Here is a 16,637-nt window from a genome sequence, read left to right as displayed (position 1 = left end):
TTTCAGCTTTCTTGATCGTCAGAATGGATAAAGACATTTACCGGGAGTACCCCCAGGGCAGCGCTGATCAGTAGCTCCTTGTTGGGTGTGACTGCGCCTGTTTGCAAAAGTCCCTTCCAATTTTGCAGCGTGGCGTCGAACGGTAATGTGATCCGGGTATCGCCCCAAACCTGCGCATCCACCCGGGGCTGGGCGCTGTTTTCAAGCAGAGCGTGGGTCCAGCGTGGCACCACCACCAACAGCCACTGGCCTTGATATTCGCGGCTGAAGGCGACAATCCGTTGGGCATGCCGGCCCAGCACTTGCAGCGGTACATAGCGTCCCCTGGCAAACAACAACGGGTAGGCCTTGCGCAGGTTCAACACCTGGGCAATCAGCGCCTGCTTCAAGTGCCCGTCACGCCAGCGCTCAAGCAAGGCGCCGGGTGCTGCCGCCAATGCCTGTTGCCGGGCATTGAAATCCACCGGCCGCCGGTTGTCCGGATCCACCAGGCTCAAGTCCCAGAATTCGTCGCCCTGGTACAGGTCCGGCACGCCTGGCACGGTGTTGCGCAGCAAGGATTGCGCCAGCCCGTTCAACGCGCCGGCGGGGGCGATGGCCTCGGCCGCCGCGTGGATCGCGGTGCGCAAGGTCAGCCCAGCGGGCTCGAGCAACAAGCGCCTGAGGAAGGCTTCGACACCTTGCTCATAAATATCGTTGGGGGCGCTCCAGCTGCTGTGCAGCTTGGCTTCGCGCAGGGCTTTTTGCTGCCACTGCCAGAGGCGCTGCTGATAGTCGTCGGTGTTCTCAATGCCCAGGTCCAGGGGCCAACTGCCCAGCAGCACCTGATACAGGATCAGCTCATCACCGGCCGAGGGGATGGCCGGATCATCGCGCAAGGGCGCCGCCAGCCTGCGCCACTGTTGCACCTGCTCGGCATACCAGGGCGCGCACTCGCTGAGTACCGCCAGGCGCGCTCGGCTGTCTTCGCCGCGTTTGTGGTCATGGGTGGCGGTGGCCAGCAGGTTATCGGGGAAGGTCTGCAGGCGCTGCTGGTTGGCGGCATGGAACTCGGCCAGGGGCGCGCTGAACTGTTCGGTACTGAAACCCACGTCATTGCGCGAGAGCAGCACTGCCGAGCGATAGAAAGCGGTGTCTTCCACGGCCTTGGCGGCTGCCGGCGAGGTCAGTTGCTGGAAACGCACGCAGGCATGCTTGAGGATCTTGCGCGGCTGCCCCACCGGGCGTTCGCGCCAGAGTTGGCCGCCGAGCCACTGTTGCAGGTAGTCGAGCACTGGCCAGTCGGCTTCGCTCAAAGTCCCACGGGCACCGGCCAGCGCCTGCTGGAACAGCGCCTCGTCAGCGGCGCTGCGGCCACAGGCGCTGATGTAGGTGCGGTACACCGGGAAGTGCACGATCAGCTCCTGCAAGGCGCGGCGGATCGCGCCCAGGGTCAGGTCACGGCTCATCACATCTGCGCGGGCCACTTGCAGCAGGGCCTGGGCCACGCTCTCAAAATCCCCGGCCAGGGAGCCGTTGAGGATTTGTTGCCGGGCCAGCCAGGCTTCCTCGATAAACGCCGACGGCCGCTCGCTGGCCTCGCTCCACAGCTGGGCCAACGCCTCGAACCCCTGGGGGTCGTGCTGTACCAGCGACACCTGGTTCATGAACTCATAGCCGGTGGTGCCATCTACCCGCCAGTCTTCGCGCAGGGTTTCCCCGGTGCCGAGGATTTTCTCGACAAAGATCGGCAAGTGCCGGCTCGGCGACAATCCATCCACCCGGCGCCGCAACTTGCGGCAGTAGCCACGGGGATCGGCCAGGCCGTCGATATGGTCGATGCGCAGGCCATCCACCAGGCCCTCGCTGATCAGCTGGAAAATCTTGCGGTGGGTGGCCTCGAACACCGTGGCCCGCTCCACCCGCAGGCCGCCCAACTCGTTGACGTCGAAAAAGCGCCGCCAGTTGATGTCATCCGCCGCCGTGCGCCAACTGGCGAGGCGGTAGGCTTGCTGCTCCAGCAGTTGGTGCAACCGGGAAAATCCCTCGGGCTGGCGCGCATCAAACAGCGCCAGGATGTGCTCGATGGCTGTCAGGTTCAGGGGCTCGCGCGCCTGTACGGCCAGTTCCTGTTTCAGGCTGGCGGCCAGGGGCCAGGCATCGGCCTGATAGGCCAGGGCGCTGAAGCGGTCGGCCAGCTCTTTGAGGGGCGGATGCAGGCGCAGGATATCGCCGTAGTCCCTGGGGCAGATCGGGAAGCGGTGCTCGTAGTGCTCGACAAAGAAGCTACCCTGGGCCGGGTCAAACCGCAGGGGCAGGTTGCCGCTTTGCAAGGCCTCGCCGTAATCGCTGCCGAGGAAGGGCATCAGCAGTTGGCCCTTGAGCAGCGGGTCGGGGGAGTGCCACTGGATATCGAAGAATTCGCAGTAAGGGCTCAGGCGCCCCCATTCCAGCAGATCCAGCCACCAGGGGTTGTCGCTGCCACCGACGGCCATGTGGTTGGACACGATATCCAGAATCAGCCCCATCTCATGGGCGCGCAGGGCCGCCACCAGGCGACGCAAGGCGGGTTCGCCGCCCAGTTCCGGGTTGACGGTGGTCGGGTCGACCACGTCGTAGCCATGCATTGAACCGGCGCGGGCCTTGAGCAGGGGCGATGCATACAGGTGGCTGATGCCCAGGCGGGCAAAATACGGCACCAGCGGCACCGCATCATCGAGGGTAAAGCCTTTGTGAAATTGCAGACGCTGGGTGGCTCGTAGCAAGACGCTGTTCATCGGTCACGCTCTAGGGCTTGATTACGGGCGACCGCCAGTAACTCCAGGCGGCGCGCAGCGTTGTCATCGTCGAGCAGGTGCGCGGCGTCCCCCGGCAGGCGCCGTCGCCAGTTGGGATGGGTGTCGGTAGTGCCGGGCAGGTTGGCTTGCTCTTCGACGCCCAGGGCATCTTCCAGGGGCAGCAACACCAGCGGCGCACGGGTGTGGCCGAGGTAGCGCACGCTGGCATCGAGCATGTGGTCGGTTTCGTTGCGCAGCTCATCGAGAAAGTTCTGCGGGTCTTGAACCAGGGCCCGGCGCAGTGCTTCACGCTCGCGCTGGCGGTGCTCACTCCATTGCTCCACCGTCGGCGCGTCGATCAGTCCCAGTTGCACATTCCAGTCGATATCGCGGCTGTGCCACCAGCCATTGAGCGTCGGCAGGTCATGGGTACTGGTGGTGGCCAGGGCGTTATCCGGCCAGTCGAGGATCGGCGTGAAGCGCCCGCCGTGGTCCTGTTCGAACAGCAATACGCGCATGCCCAGCATGGCCCGGGCGCTGAGTTTTTCCCGCAGGCCCTCGGGCACCGTGCCCAGGTCTTCGCCGAGCACAATCGCTTGGTGCCGGCTGGATTCCAGGGCCAGCAGGCGCAGCAGGTCGTCCACCGGGTAATACAGATAAGCGCCTTGTTTGGGTGAAGCGTCCCTGGGGATCACCCACAGCCGTTGCAAGCCCATCACATGGTCGATACGCAAGCCGCCAGCATGGGCGAAGTTGGCCCGCAGCATTTCGATAAACGCGCGAAAACCGTTGCGTTTCAGGCCTTCGGGAGAGAACGCGGAGATGCCCCAGCCCTGGCCGGCACGGTTGAGGATGTCCGGTGGCGCACCCACCGTCAGGTCGGCCAGCAGTTCATCCTGACGGCTCCAGGCCTGGCTGCCGGCGCCATCGGCACCCACGGCCAGGTCGGCAATCAGGCCGATGCCCATGCCACTGCCGCGGGCGGCTTGTTGCGCACGTTCAAGGCAGCGGGCGATCAGCCATTGGTTAAAAGCATAGAAGCCAATGGCTTCGCCTTGCTCGGCGGCAAATTGTGCCAGCGCGGCGCTGCCTGGATCGCGCCACTCCTCGGGCCACTGGCGCCAGTCGAGGCTTTCGCCGTTGGCGGCGCGCTCGGCCTGGATGGCTTCGAAGCGGCAGTGGTTTTCCAGGGCCTCACCGCCGGCCTGGCGAAAGCTCAGGAAGTCCGCCTGCTGCGGGTGCTCGCCCTGGCAGAAGTCCTCATACAGGGCGCGCAGCAGGCGTTGCTTGACCTTGGCGGCGGCAGGCCAGTCGATCAGGCTTTGTTGTTCCAGTTCCTGCAGCTGATCGGCCAACCCGGTGGACTCGATGGCGCTGCGCACTGCGCGCTCGCCGAGGATGCACCCCGGCGAGGCGTACAAGCTATTGAGGAACAGTCGGCTGGACGGCGAGTAGGGGCTGTAGCGCGTGGTATCGGCGCTGAACATTGCGTGCAGCGGGCTGATAGCCAGGGCATCGACGCCCCGTTCAGCGGCGGCGCGGGCCAGTTGTTCCAGGGCCTGGGTGTCGCCAAAACCGCCGTCGCCGCTACGGCGCAAGGCATACAACTGGGCGCTCAGGCCCCACGCACGGGCAGGCTGGCTGTCCACCGCCTCGGCCACGCTGAAACAGCGCAGGGGCGCGACAGCCAGGGTGAAGGACTGGCCGCCGATCTGTACCCGCTGGTAGCCCACGGGCAAGGTGCCGGGCAGGTTGGCCTCGGCGTCCAGCTGAAGGCTTTGGGTACTGCCATCCTCCAGGTAAACCTGGCACGGCGTGCCGGGAGCAAAGTATGCGGCCAGGTCGAGGCTGCTGCCGACATCCACGGTTAACAGTGGCGCCAGGTGCCGGTCTCGTTGCACACGTTCCAGGTCTTGCAGGCTGGCAGCGATGGCTTCATCGGTGTCGGCGGGGTGGCCAAGGCCGTTGAGCACGGCGCGCAAGGCGTCGGCGCTGACATGTTGCGGACGGCCATTGGCGTCGATCCAATCCACCGCCAGGCCCGCGCGGCTGGCGAGTATTTCCAATTGCGCTTCGCTCAAGGGTGCTCTCCAACAGGTGATGAGGTGTCGCCCGGCGTCAGGCTGACGCGGGCGCAGAAGGGCGTGAGTGACCCAGGGTCGCTGCTGGTGCTGAACAGCTCAGTGATGCCGGCCGGATGGTGCAGGGTGGCCGCACTCAGGTTGAGGTCTATCTGCAGGATGCTGCCATTGCCCATCCGCCAGCGGGCCGATACCGCGCCCTGGCCCAGGACCTGCGCGCCGAGGGCCATGCTGCCGGGCAGGTGGGGCACGATATGTTGCCGGCGCAGGCCCAGCAGCTGGCGATACAGCGCCGCAGGCGCCTGGCTAAACTGCGGGATGCAGCGCTCGAAGGTCTGCAGCGCGTTGGGGTCGGGAATCTGCGCGCGGCGCTCGGGGTCGCTGAAGGCGGCGAAGTCAGCAAACTCATTGCGTCGGCCTTCGCGCACGGCCTCGGCCAGTTCGCCGTGATGGTCGGTAAAGAACAGGAAGGGCTGCTCGGCGGCGATCTCATCGCCCATGAACAGCAGCGGGATCATCGGCGACATCAGCAACAAGGTGGTCGCCGCCTGCAACGCCTGGGGCGAACACAGTTGATGCAAGCGCTCGCCAAGGGCGCGGTTGCCGATCTGGTCGTGGTTCTGCAAAAACAGCACAAAGGCACTGGGCGGCAAGTGCTCGCTGGATTCGCCACGCCGGGTACCGTGGCGCGTGGTTTCACCCTGATAGATAAAGCCTTCGCCCAGGCAGCGCCCCAGTTTGGCGGTGGGTTCGTCGGCAAAGTCGGCGTAATAGGCGTCGGTCTCGCCGGTCAACAGCACGTGCAGGGCGTTATGCCCGTCGTCGTTCCATTGCGCATCGAAACCCTGCTGCAACAGGCTGGCCTGGTTGAATTCGTTTTCCAGCACCAGCCACACATGGCGGTCCGGGTCCACCTGCTCACGCACCCGTTGGGCCAGCTCCTTGAGGAACGACGGGTCGTCGATGGCATGCACGGCATCCAGGCGCAGGCCGTCGAAGCGGTATTCGAGGAGCCACATCAGCGCATTGTCGATAAAGAAGTCGCGCACCTCGCGGCGGCGAAAGTCGATCCCGGCGCCCCAGGGGGTGTGGGTGTCTTCGCGGAAAAAGCCTTTGGCGTACTGGCCCAGGTAGTTACCGTCGGGGCCGAAGTGGTTGTAGACCACATCCAGAATCACCGCCAGGCCATGCTCATGGGCCCTGTCGATCAGCTGTTTCAACTGCTCCGGTGTGCCCAGGGAGGCTTGCGGCGCGTAGGGCAGCACCCCGTCGTAGCCCCAGTTACGCTCGCCAGGACACTGCGCCAGGGGCATCAGCTCAATGGCGGTGATGCCCAACTCGGCCAAGCGTGGCAGGTGTTGCTCTACAGCGCTGTAGCCTCCCAGGACCCCCACATGCAGCTCGTAGATCACCGCTTCATGCCAGGGTCGGCCCTGCCAGGCGCTGTGGCGCCAGGGGTAGGCCAAGGGATCGACCACCACGCTGTCGCCATGTACATCCGCGTGCTGGAGGCGCGATGCCGGGTCCGGCACATCGCGCTCGCCATCAATATTAAAGTGGTAGCGGGTACCGGCCCCACAGCGCACGTCAGCCACAAACCAGCCGGCTGCCTGGGGCAGCATGGGCACCGACTGCCCCCCTTGCAGCTCGACGCTGACATAAAACGCATCAGGCGCCCACAGGGCGAAGCGGGTGTGTTGCGCATCCTGCATGATCGCGCCGTGGGGCCATGTTTCCAGAGTCCGTGACGGCATCTATCCTAACCTCTTTATACTTTTCCTGATTTTCCCAGCGCTTTCGCTACCAGTTGTTCGTAAAGTTCGGCATAGGGCTCCACCGCCTGGCACCAGTTGAATGGCGCGGACATGGCCCGGCAGCGCATGGCGTTGAGCAGGCCGGGGAAGGCAAACACCTTGAAGGCACGGGCGAGGGCGGCTTCGTAGCTTTCGACGGTAGATTCGTCGAACAAAAAGCCGGTCACGCCATCTTCGATGGTGTCAGCCAGACCGCCAGTATTGCGCGCCACCGGCAGCGAACCGAAGCGCTGGGCGTACATCTGGCTCAGGCCGCAGGGCTCGTAGCGCGAGGGCATCAATAAAAAGTCGCTGCCGGCAAACATGCGGCGGGCGTCGGTTTCGTTAAAGCCGATCCGCACGCCGATGCGGCCGGGGAAACGCAGGGCCAGGGCGCGCATGGCTTGTTCTTCTTCCGGCTCGCCACGGCCGATAATGGCAATTTGCCCGCCGTTTTCGACGATAAAGCCGGCGACGGCTTCGGTCAGGTCCAGACCTTTTTGGTAGACCAGGCGAGACACCACGGCAAACAGCGGGCCGCTGGACGCGTCCAGGCCGAACAGCTTGCGTACGTGGCTTGCGTTGACCGCCTTGCCTTGCCAGTCGCCGATATTGAATGGGTGGTCCAGGTGTGGGTCGGTGGACGACTCCCAGCTTTCATCAATGCCGTTGGGGATGCCACTGAGCAGGCCTTGCTGGGTCTTGCTGGCAAGGAAGCCATCCAGGCCGCAGCCGAACTCGGGGGTGGTGATCTCCCGGGCGTAGGTGGCGCTGACCGTGGTGATATGGCTGGAATAGGCCATGCCGGCCTTGAGGAACGACATCTTGCCGTAGAACTCCATGCCTTCCTGTTGCAAGGCATGTTCGGGAATCCCCAGTTCCGGGCACGAGGCCAGGCTGACCACGCCCTGATAGGCCAGGTTATGGATGGTAAACAGCGTGGGGGTGCGCGAACCCCGCCAGTGCATGTAGGCCGGCGCCAGGCCGGCTGGCCAGTCGTGGGCATGCACCAGGTCCGGGCACCAGTGGATTTGCGCGAGGTTGGCGGCGATATCGGCGGCGGCCAGGCCCAGGCGGGCGAAGCGGATATGGTTGTCGGGCCAGTCGCGGCCGTTGTTGGCGCCATAGGGCGTGCCTTCACGCTCGTACAGTTCGGGGCAGATCAGCACATAGATGACCAGGCCGTCCTTGAGGTCCATGCGCCCGATCTTGCACGGTGGCAGCGCGGCATGCCCGCCCAGTTCGCCGATGATATGGATCGGGTTGTCGCTGTCCAGCACCTGGCGGTAGCCCGGAATCAGCACCCGTACATCGTGCAGGTGGGCCATGGCTCGGGGCAGGGCAGCGGACACATCCCCCAGGCCGCCGGTTTTCACCAGATCAGCCAGCTCCGAGGTCACAAACAGTACTTTCTTACGATTGGGATTTTGCGACGACACCGACCGCACTGGGCCGGGAAGGTCAACCAAGGTGGTTGGTCCATCGACCGGCTGACTAAAACGCTGTCCCTGAGTTCCCGAAGCGGCACTTATCATTGTTCTCTCCCATGTGTTGGTCAACTGAGCGCCTGAGGCCCCAGCGAAAATCAACCGCGTCCTGCGGTCACGCGCACTAGCACTGCACAGACTGGCAAGGCTTATGCCAATTGCACCGAACTGATAAATAGATTGGATGGGCGGACGTCCGGCTGGCGCCGGTGGCGTGCGTCCTACCTTAAACCTGACCTACGGCAGAGTTGGAAAGTTTCGATTTATTGCGGGGGCTTTTGTTCTGATCGTGACCCATCGGTCATCAGTCTAGGACACAGCCCAGAGCCTGCAAGGGCTGTGGGATAAATTTGTAGGACAATATCTTTTTTGCGGCGGTGTGGTGGGTGGGGACCGTATCGATGGCTGGGTGTGTAGAGGCACGAGAGGGGGACTGCTGCGCAGTCCAACGCGGGCAAGCCCGCTCGCCACAGGGGATGGGTGCCTCTTGGCAGGGCGCCGAGGCAGTGCTGCTCGATAGTGGTGCGTGTTCGTACTTAAAGTGATTTATTAAGAGTTAATATGGTTATATATCAATGAATTAGAAGTTACTTCTAATGTTTGATCTCAATTCAGGCCGCGCCGTATCTCCCCCGCAGCCCATGCCTGGATGTCTTCAATCATCTGCCCATAGAACTGCCGGTAGTTCTGCTCGCTGACGTAGCCCACATGGGGTGTGGCCAATACATTGGGCAGATGGCGGAACTCATGGTCCGCCGGCAATGGCTCCTGCCCGAACACATCCAGCGCTGCGCCGGCCAATCGGCCATGGCGCAGTGCATCGACCAGCGCCGCTTCATCAACGATCGGTCCGCGTGCCGTGTTGACCAGGCGTGCACTGGGCTTCATCCAGGCCAGGGCCTGGGCATCCACCAGTCCACGGCTGCGCTCGCTGAGCACCAGGTGAATCGACAGCACATCGGCCTGCTCGAACAATTGGCGCTTGCTGACCCAGGTTACCCCCACGGCGGCGGCGCGTTCCGGGGTAAGGTTCTCGCTCCAGGCAATCACGCGCATGCCAAACACCTGGCCAAACTGCGCCACGCGCTGGCCAATACTGCCCAGGCCGAGGATGCCTAGGGTCTTGCCATGCAGATCGCCGCCCAGCCCTTGTTGCCACTGGCCGGCGCGCAGGGCGTTGGCTTCAGCCAGCAGATTGCGCGTGGACGCCATGATCAACGCCCAGGTCAACTCCGGCGCCGCGTGCTTGTAGCTGTCGGTGCCGCACACCTGGATGCCCAGGGCCTTGGCCGCGGCCAGGTCGATGGCCGCATTGCGCATGCCGCCGGTGACCAGCAGTTTAAGTGCCGGCAACCCTTGCAACAGCGCCTGATCGAAAAGCGTGCGCTCACGCATCACGCAAATCACCTCAAACCCCTGCAAGCGGGCGATCAGGGTGGCGGTATCGGCCGGATAGTCATGCAGGAAATGCACCTGGCCAACCGCCTCCAGCACGGACCAATCCACCACGTCCTGTGCGACGTCTTGCCAATCATCTATGACTGCGATCTGTACGGACATACACACCTGCCTTGCGTTAACTGGGGATGACCGTTACACCCAATGCACAGCCATTGCCACCACCGCGTAACGGGCCGCCTTGGCCAGGCTGACGATCAATATAAAACGCCAGAGCGGCTCCCGCATCACGCCGGCCACCAGGGTCAGGGGGTCGCCGATGATCGGCAGCCAACTGAGCAGCAGTGACCAATGGCCCCAACGACGATAATGGCCGCGGGACTTTTCCAACTGTGCAGCGCTCACAGGAAACCAGCGACGGTCCTTGAACAGCTCGACCGAACGGCCCAGCAACCAATTGATCAATGAGCCCAATACGTTGCCCAGGGTCGCGATGCCTAGCAGTAGCCACAGCGAGTAGCTGCCATTGAGCAGCAGCGCCACCAGCACCGCTTCCGATTGCAGCGGTAACAGCGTAGCCGCCCCGAAAGCGCTGAGAAACAGCCCGGCATAGCCTGCAAACATAGATCAGTGGGCCGGGTATTCGGCTACCACCACATCTTTGCCGGCGCGGGTCAGGCCAATGACTTGATAGGCGTCGCTCATGCCCTGGGTTTCCATCCCTGGCGAGCCCATGGGCATGCCAGGTGCGGCGATGCCCAATAGATCGTCGCGTTTGCGCAGGGCCAACACTTGATCGGCCGGCACATGGCCTTCGACGAACTTGCCGTCGATCACCGCGGTATGGCATGACGCCAGGCGCGGAGCCACGCCCAGGCGCTGCTTGACCGAGCTCATGTCGGCTTCCACATGATCGTTGACCTTGAACCCGTTGGCTTCGAGGTGGCTGATCCATTTTTTGCAGCAGCCGCAGTTGGCATCGCGATGCACGTCAATCGGGATCAGTTCGGCGGCCTGGGCCAGGCTGGTCATGAACAGGGCGGACAGTAAAGTCAGGCGCAGGGTGGTTTTCATAGACAGGTCCCATCGGTTACGGAGTGCGCAAAGAGCGCGCATTGTCCGCGCTTTTGCGAAGCAGGTGAGGTGGTTATGTTTCGAAATTATACGCGCACGCGACAGTCTCGGAGCTTAGCGTCCGCTGCTGTCAGCAAACTGAGAGAAAGATGACAAGTTTGTCAGCTCAGAACGACTCCAGGCGTTGCTTGAGTTGGTCCATGGCCTGGTTCGACAGCGCCACCATGCGCGCTTGCAAGGTATCGAGCTGCAGCTCGGTCTCATAGCTGAGCACCCGGGTAAACAGGGTGCCGCTGCCACGCGCCTGGAGAAAGTAGTGAATGCTGCCATCCACGGCGAGGGAGGTGAACACGGTCTTGAACTCCCGGGGCGGCACGGCGATCTGCACCCGGTAGCTCATGGGCACTCGTACCCCCAGCAGGTCGATCATTTCGGTGAAGCGCTGGCCAACGGGCAGTGAGCCGCTGGTACCGGTGTCTGCGCTCAACGAGGTGGGGTGCCATTCGTGCCAGCGGTCGGGCTGGGTCACGTAGTCATAGACGGTTTCGATGGGGGCTTGGATATAGCGTTCCTGGCTGATTCGCTCGACGCGGAGCGGGTGCTCAACTGCATTCATGTCACACCTCCTGTGCGGCTAGGAACTGTCAGAATAGTCGCACTCCCGTACAACGCACGGGAGTCTCCAGGCTTTTTTCGACGTAACGCCGGCAAGCGCTATAGCTGATAGTTTTTCAACTCCCGCGCAATCACCATGCGCTGGATCTCACTGGTACCCTCATAAATCTGCGTAATCCGCGCATCCCGGTAGTAGCGTTCCACCGGGTAGTCTTCCAGGTAGCCATAGCCGCCATGGATCTGCATCGCCGAAGAGCAGACTTTCTCGGCCATTTCCGAAGCAAACAGCTTGGCCTGGGAGGCTTCGGACAGGCACGGCTTGCCCGCACTGCGCAACCGTGCGGCATGCAGGATCAGCAAGCGTGCGGCATTGAGGCGGGTCTGCATGTCGGCCAGCAGGTTGGCCACGCTCTGGTGCTCAATAATGGCCTTGTCGAACTGCACCCGGTCACGGGCGTAGGCCAACGCCGCTTCAAAGGCCGCGCGGGCAATGCCCAGGGCCTGGGCGGCGATACCGATGCGCCCACCCTCCAGGTTGGACAGGGCAATGGCCAGGCCCTTGCCGCGTTCGCCCAGCAGGTTGGCTTCGGGCACGCTGCACTGGCTGAGGGTCACGGCGCAGGTGTCCGAGGCGCGGATGCCCATCTTGTGTTCGGTACGGTCCACGGTGAAACCTGGGGTGTCGGTGGGCACCAGGAACGCCGAAATGCCCTTTTTGCCCAACTCCGGGTCGGTCACTGCAAACACAATCGCTAATTTGGCCCGTTTGCCATTGCTGACAAACTGCTTGGCGCCGTTGATCACCCACTGGCCATCACGCAATTCGGCGCGGGTGCGCAGGTTGTGGGCTTCGGAGCCGGCCTGGGGCTCGGTCAGGCAAAAGCAGCCGATGGCCTGGCCGCTGGCCAGTTCGGCCAGCCAGGTTTCTTTCTGTGCCTGTGTGCCGTAGTTGAGGATCGGCCCGCAACCCACTGAATTATGGATACTCATCAGCGCGCCTACCGCGCCGTCACCCGCAGAAATCTCCTCGACGGCCAGGGCGTAGGCCACGTAATCCACATAGGTGCCCCCCCATTCTTCCGGCACTACCATGCCCAGCAGGCCCAGTTCCCCCATCTTGGCGACCAGGCCGTCGTCGATCCAGCCGGCCTTTTCCCAGGCCTGGGCATGGGGCGCGATTTCGCCACGGGCAAAGTCGCGCGCCATGTCGCGAATCATGACTTGTTCTTCTGTAAATTCAATATCTTGCATGAGTTAGTTCCCGTTCTTCGCGAAGTCTTGGAAGAAGCTGTCGACGTGGTGCTGGTCCAATGCCGAGAGCGTTGGCGGGTTCCAGCGCGGGGCTTTGTCCTTGTCGATCAACAACGCGCGCACGCCTTCGATCAGGTCGCCCCGGGCGAACCACTGGCGGTCCAGGTGCAGCTCCAGGGCGAAGCAGTCTTCCAGTGCCAGGTGGCGACCGCGTCGCAGCATCTGCAGGGTGACGGCCATGGCCAAGGGGGAGCGGGTCTGCATCAACTGCGCGGTGCTCAGCGCCCATTCATGGCTATCGGCGACGGTCACTTGTTGCAGTTGTTCGACAATGCTCGGCACATCCGGCTGGGCAAAGAAGTGGTCGATGGCCGGGCGCAGGGCGGCCAGTGGCGCATCCGGCAATTGTTGCACCGCAAGCTTGGCCAGCAAGCCTTGCAGGTCCTTGAGTGGCGAATCGTGCCATTGCAGGCGGTCGAGTTTCTGATCCAGTTCCGCCAGCCTGGCGCTGTCGAGGTACCAGTCGGCGAGCCCGCAGTACAGGGCGTCGGCGGCGCGGATCTGCACCCCGGTCACCCCCAGGTAAATCCCCAGCTCGCCAGGAATGCGCGGCAGGAAGTAGCTGCCGCCCACATCCGGGAAGTAACCGATGGCCACTTCCGGCATGGCCAGGCGGCTGCGTTCGGTGACAACCCGCAGGTCGGCCCCCTGGACCAGGCCCATGCCGCCGCCCAGGACAAAGCCGTCCATCAGGGCGAGGACCGGCTTGCGGTAATGATGAATGGCCAGGTCGAGGGCGTATTCTTCGACGAAGAAGTCTTCATGCAGGGTGTCGCCACCCTTGAAGCTGTCGTACAGCGAGCGGATATCGCCACCGGCGCAGAAGGCTTTCTCGCCGGCGCCGCGCAACACCACGGCATGCACCTGGGCATCCTCGGCCCAGGCGCGCAAATGCGCCGAAAGGCTGCGGACCATGTCCAGGGTGATGGCATTGAGGCCGGCGGGGCGGTTGAGGGTCAGGTGGCCGATATGGTTGCGTACTTCGGCCAGGACGCTGTCCTGGGAGGACTGGGTGCTGCATGTCGCCTGGGACTGAGCCTGAGCAGTCATCTGTAACTCCCTGCTTTTATTGTTCTTTATCAAAATGTTCGCGGGCGAACCATCTCCGGATCGTACCAGTGCAAATTTGCCCAGTACAAGCCTGAATCCTGCAGGTCATCTTTGCATTTATGCAGGGGGGTATTCGATAAAAAACCAGGGTGGGCGCGCCTACACCCGGCTGGCCAGCACTTGGCCAATGCTGCGGCGGCGCGCATGGTCTTCGGCGATGTGGATCAGCTCTTCCAGTTCGCTGGGGGTGACGTCGAAAAACTGCTCCATTTGCGCCAACGCCTGCTCCAGGTCCACGGCGGTGATTTTGGCGTCCACCTCCCGAGCGTGCGGTTGCACCATCACCGGCACCTCGGCGGGGCCCTTGGGGTAACGGGTGCGGGTCAGGTTGTTATAGGCCAGGGCCGAGAGCAGCAGGGTGCCAGCCCCCAGCATGACCGGCCCGACCTCCTGCCAACCCAGGGCGATGCTGGCCGGGTCGGCAAGGACCAGGGTCATGGCCAGGCCACCCGAGGGCGGGTGCAGGCAACGCAGCCAGCACATCAGCATCAACGCCATGCCCGCCGCAAGGCAGGCACTGCCCAGGGTCCGGCCCAAGACCCGGGCTACCAGCAAGGCCACCACACTGGCGCATAGATAGCTGCCAATAATCGACCATGGCTGGGCGAGGGCCCCCGATGACACCGCAAACAACAGCACGGCAGAGGCCCCCAGCGGACCCAGCAGGTGCATGGCCACTTCCAGGCCATACACCTGGGCGCAGAGCCATACGCTAAACAGGGTGCCCAGGGCCATGCCGATGGCGGCGCGGCTCCATTCGGCGGGACGGGTATTGATAGCAGCGGGTAACCAACGAGCGAGCATTGCGGGGCAGTCCAATCTTCAAAGGCGAGCAGGAAATAATGCGGGATCAGGCAAAAAGAAGGGCTTTGCGGTTTCCCGCAAAGCCCTGCGAAAGTTCCAACATTTGGGGGAGGAACCGGCGAAGTGTGCCGATCAATCAAACCCCTCGCCAATGCATATTAATGCAGGTTAAGTGCAGTATTTTTGCATCAACATCGCTCCTACCCCAGGCTGACCTTGCCCAGCACCCGCTCGTGGTTCTCGGCATTGATCAACGACTTCTGCACACTTTCCCGCAGCCGTGGGTCATTGGCCAGCGGCCCCTTGAGCGCGACCAGGGCGTCGCGCAACTCCATCAGCCGATCAAGGGTGGGCATGGGGATATAGCCGACATGTACCTGCTCAATAGGCAATTGCTCTTTAGCCATGGCGGCGATCCTCTGAGGCGTCTTTTGAACGTTTGGCGGTAACTATGCAGCACAGATGTAAAACCAGTTTAGCGCCGGGGTTATGGGGCTGATAGGGGAGCTGGTACCGGCATTTACGGATACAAACGTAGGAGCTTTCTTGATAGTGCGTGTGGCGCTTATGACCACCCCACAGGGCTTTAAATGCCTGCTATGGCCCAGCCCGCTCCAGACGCAGCAGCACATAGGTGTTTTTATCGAATGGCCCCGTCAGTACCGGCGTCAATCCGCGCCAGCGTGGCTCATCGAGGCGCTGGAAATCAGCCTGGTCCATCACCAGCCACGCCGGCGTCGGCAACGAGGCCAGGTCTGCAGGTGCCTGGGTAAACAGCGGCACCCGGTCACATTCCACATTGACCATGAACTTGATGGCCTTGGCGTCTTTACCCAAGCCATGCAATACCAGCGGCGCCGGGTGCTGCTGGATCAGCGCATGGGCCTCGCGGGCAAAGGTGCGGGTGTCGTAGAGACGGCGCTCCACCGGTTCGACCACCAGGATGTACAGGCCCCAAACCGCCAGCACCGCGCAAAACGCCGGCCCCACCGGGCGCCAGCGCCACTTGAGGAGCATCCCCACACTCAGGAGCTGCAAGCCGATCAACAGGCCCAACACGCCCTGGAAATGCTCCAGCTGCGCAGCAAAGCGCTGGCGCGCCACCAGCAGCGCGCCGATCAACAGCCCCGGGGTCAGCGCCCACAGCCCCAGCATCAAGCCCCGCAGCCCCTTGAACAGCCGCCCGTCCACCCTGTGGAACGGGTACGCGGCGATAATCGCCACCATCGGCATCATCGGTAACACATAGCGGGCTTTTTTCGCCTCGGGGATCGACAGGCCAAGCAGCACGATCAAACCCGCAGCCGTGCACCCCAGCAACAACTGCCATGCGCTATCAGCGGTGCGCCGGGCACTGAACAGCACCGCCAGTAGCGCCAGCAGGGCCAACGGGTAGGCCGGGGCGTAGTTGCCCAGGGAGCTGCTGAAGTAATACCAGACGCTGCCGGAGCCTTCGCGGCCGTCCAGGCGCCCGAGGAACTGCATGCGGATCACGTCCTGCATAAAGCTTTCGCCACCACTGACCTTGGCCAGCAACAGCAGCAAGCCGACACACGCCAGCAGCAGCGCCAAGGCCAGCACGCCGAAGCTGAACAACCGGCGCCACTGACGATTGAGCAGGTAATAGCTGCACAACACCCCGGTGGGGATCACGAGGCCGATGGGCCCGCGAATCGCAAAGCCGAGCAATAACAGGAGCAATAGCCAGGGCAGGCGCCGAGGGCTGGCGAAGTGATCGTGGGCGTAGCCCAGGTAAAACAGCGCCAGGGTCACCGCCGCGAGCATCTGATCCAGGGAGACCGCGCGGGTTTCGCTGATAAATGTGCTGCTGAGCAACAACAACGCGATGCTCAGCAGCGCCCAGCGCTGGGAGTAGGGCGCGGTCAGGCGGTAGACCAGGGCGACGATGACCGCCGAGGCAACGGCGGTCGGCAGCCAGGCACTGAAGCTGGTGACCCGCCCCAGGGGCAGCGACAACAGCCAGGTCAGCAGGGTTGAGGTCGACAGGTAATCGGCATACGGCTGGCCATAGGTGGAGGGGAAAAACCCCGGGCCGTGGCGCAACATCTCCTGGGCGAACAGCACAAAGCGCGAGTCAAAACCGATAATTGCCTGGTCCCAGTTGCCGGCGACAAACAGCAGCAGCGCCAGGAGCCCGACGCCCCAGGATTGGCGGTGCAGGGCCGGGCTGGCTAGCGTGTCCACGCC

Annotated in this window: 13 protein-coding genes; all 13 read right to left on the bottom strand. The window is 63.2% G+C overall.

Annotated features, from left to right (window positions below; translation table 11 throughout):
• Positions 1-2: 2 nt before the first annotated feature.
• Positions 3-2,756: a malto-oligosyltrehalose synthase gene (locus K1X80_RS14550; RefSeq protein WP_120733156.1), complete on the bottom strand. Its 2,754-nt coding sequence runs from the start codon at positions 2,754-2,756 to the stop codon at positions 3-5.
• Positions 2,753-4,837, bottom strand: coding sequence for a 4-alpha-glucanotransferase (gene malQ / locus K1X80_RS14545; RefSeq protein ID WP_220172241.1), 2,085 nt, complete (start codon positions 4,835-4,837; stop codon positions 2,753-2,755). The genes K1X80_RS14550 and malQ overlap by 4 nt, the downstream gene beginning before the upstream one ends.
• Positions 4,834-6,591 (bottom strand): malto-oligosyltrehalose trehalohydrolase, encoded by a 1,758-nt coding sequence (treZ, locus tag K1X80_RS14540; RefSeq protein WP_220172240.1) that lies wholly within the window; start codon positions 6,589-6,591, stop codon positions 4,834-4,836. Before treZ ends, malQ begins: the two co-directional genes overlap by 4 nt.
• A 14-nt stretch (positions 6,592-6,605) precedes the next feature.
• Entirely contained in the window at positions 6,606-8,165 is a 1,560-nt protein-coding gene (gene glgA, locus K1X80_RS14535) for a glycogen synthase GlgA (RefSeq protein ID WP_057436591.1), read from the bottom strand.
• Between the two features lie 558 nt (positions 8,166-8,723).
• Entirely contained in the window at positions 8,724-9,677 is a 954-nt protein-coding gene (locus tag K1X80_RS14530; RefSeq protein WP_220172239.1) for a D-2-hydroxyacid dehydrogenase family protein, read from the bottom strand.
• A 33-nt stretch (positions 9,678-9,710) separates the two neighbouring features.
• Positions 9,711-10,139: a YqaA family protein gene (locus K1X80_RS14525; RefSeq protein ID WP_220172238.1), complete on the bottom strand. Its 429-nt coding sequence runs from the start codon at positions 10,137-10,139 to the stop codon at positions 9,711-9,713.
• A gap of 3 nt (positions 10,140-10,142) precedes the next feature.
• Positions 10,143-10,589 carry a DUF411 domain-containing protein gene (locus tag K1X80_RS14520; protein ID WP_057959482.1) on the bottom strand — a complete coding sequence of 149 codons (447 nt, stop codon included), beginning with the start codon at positions 10,587-10,589 and terminating at the stop codon, positions 10,143-10,145.
• A 166-nt stretch (positions 10,590-10,755) separates the two neighbouring features.
• A complete protein-coding gene (locus tag K1X80_RS14515; RefSeq protein WP_120733150.1) occupies positions 10,756-11,205 on the bottom strand; it encodes an SRPBCC family protein in 450 nt (149 codons plus the stop codon).
• A 98-nt stretch (positions 11,206-11,303) separates the two neighbouring features.
• On the bottom strand, positions 11,304-12,455 hold the full coding sequence (locus tag K1X80_RS14510; RefSeq protein WP_120733147.1) for an acyl-CoA dehydrogenase family protein: 1,152 nt from the start codon (positions 12,453-12,455) through the stop codon (positions 11,304-11,306).
• 3 nt (positions 12,456-12,458) lie between these two features.
• Positions 12,459-13,565, bottom strand: a complete 1,107-nt coding sequence (locus tag K1X80_RS14505) for an enoyl-CoA hydratase/isomerase family protein (RefSeq protein ID WP_220172237.1) — start codon at positions 13,563-13,565, stop codon at positions 12,459-12,461.
• A 159-nt stretch (positions 13,566-13,724) separates the two neighbouring features.
• Positions 13,725-14,429 (bottom strand): HPP family protein, encoded by a 705-nt coding sequence (locus K1X80_RS14500; RefSeq protein ID WP_120733143.1) that lies wholly within the window; start codon positions 14,427-14,429, stop codon positions 13,725-13,727.
• 200 nt (positions 14,430-14,629) lie between these two features.
• Positions 14,630-14,836 carry a type VI secretion system contractile sheath small subunit gene (locus tag K1X80_RS14495; RefSeq protein ID WP_225923788.1) on the bottom strand — a complete coding sequence of 69 codons (207 nt, stop codon included), beginning with the start codon at positions 14,834-14,836 and terminating at the stop codon, positions 14,630-14,632.
• Between the two features lie 190 nt (positions 14,837-15,026).
• Entirely contained in the window at positions 15,027-16,634 is a 1,608-nt protein-coding gene (locus K1X80_RS14490; RefSeq protein ID WP_128593070.1) for a glycosyltransferase family 39 protein, read from the bottom strand.
• Between the last annotated feature and the right edge of the window lie 3 nt (positions 16,635-16,637).

It is taken from the genome of Pseudomonas sp. So3.2b (assembly GCF_019464415.1).
GTDB classification, from domain to species: Bacteria; Pseudomonadota; Gammaproteobacteria; order Pseudomonadales; family Pseudomonadaceae; genus Aquipseudomonas; species Aquipseudomonas shahriarae.
Note: the sequence above shows the minus strand (reverse complement) of the source record. Positions and strands in the feature narration are given on the sequence as shown.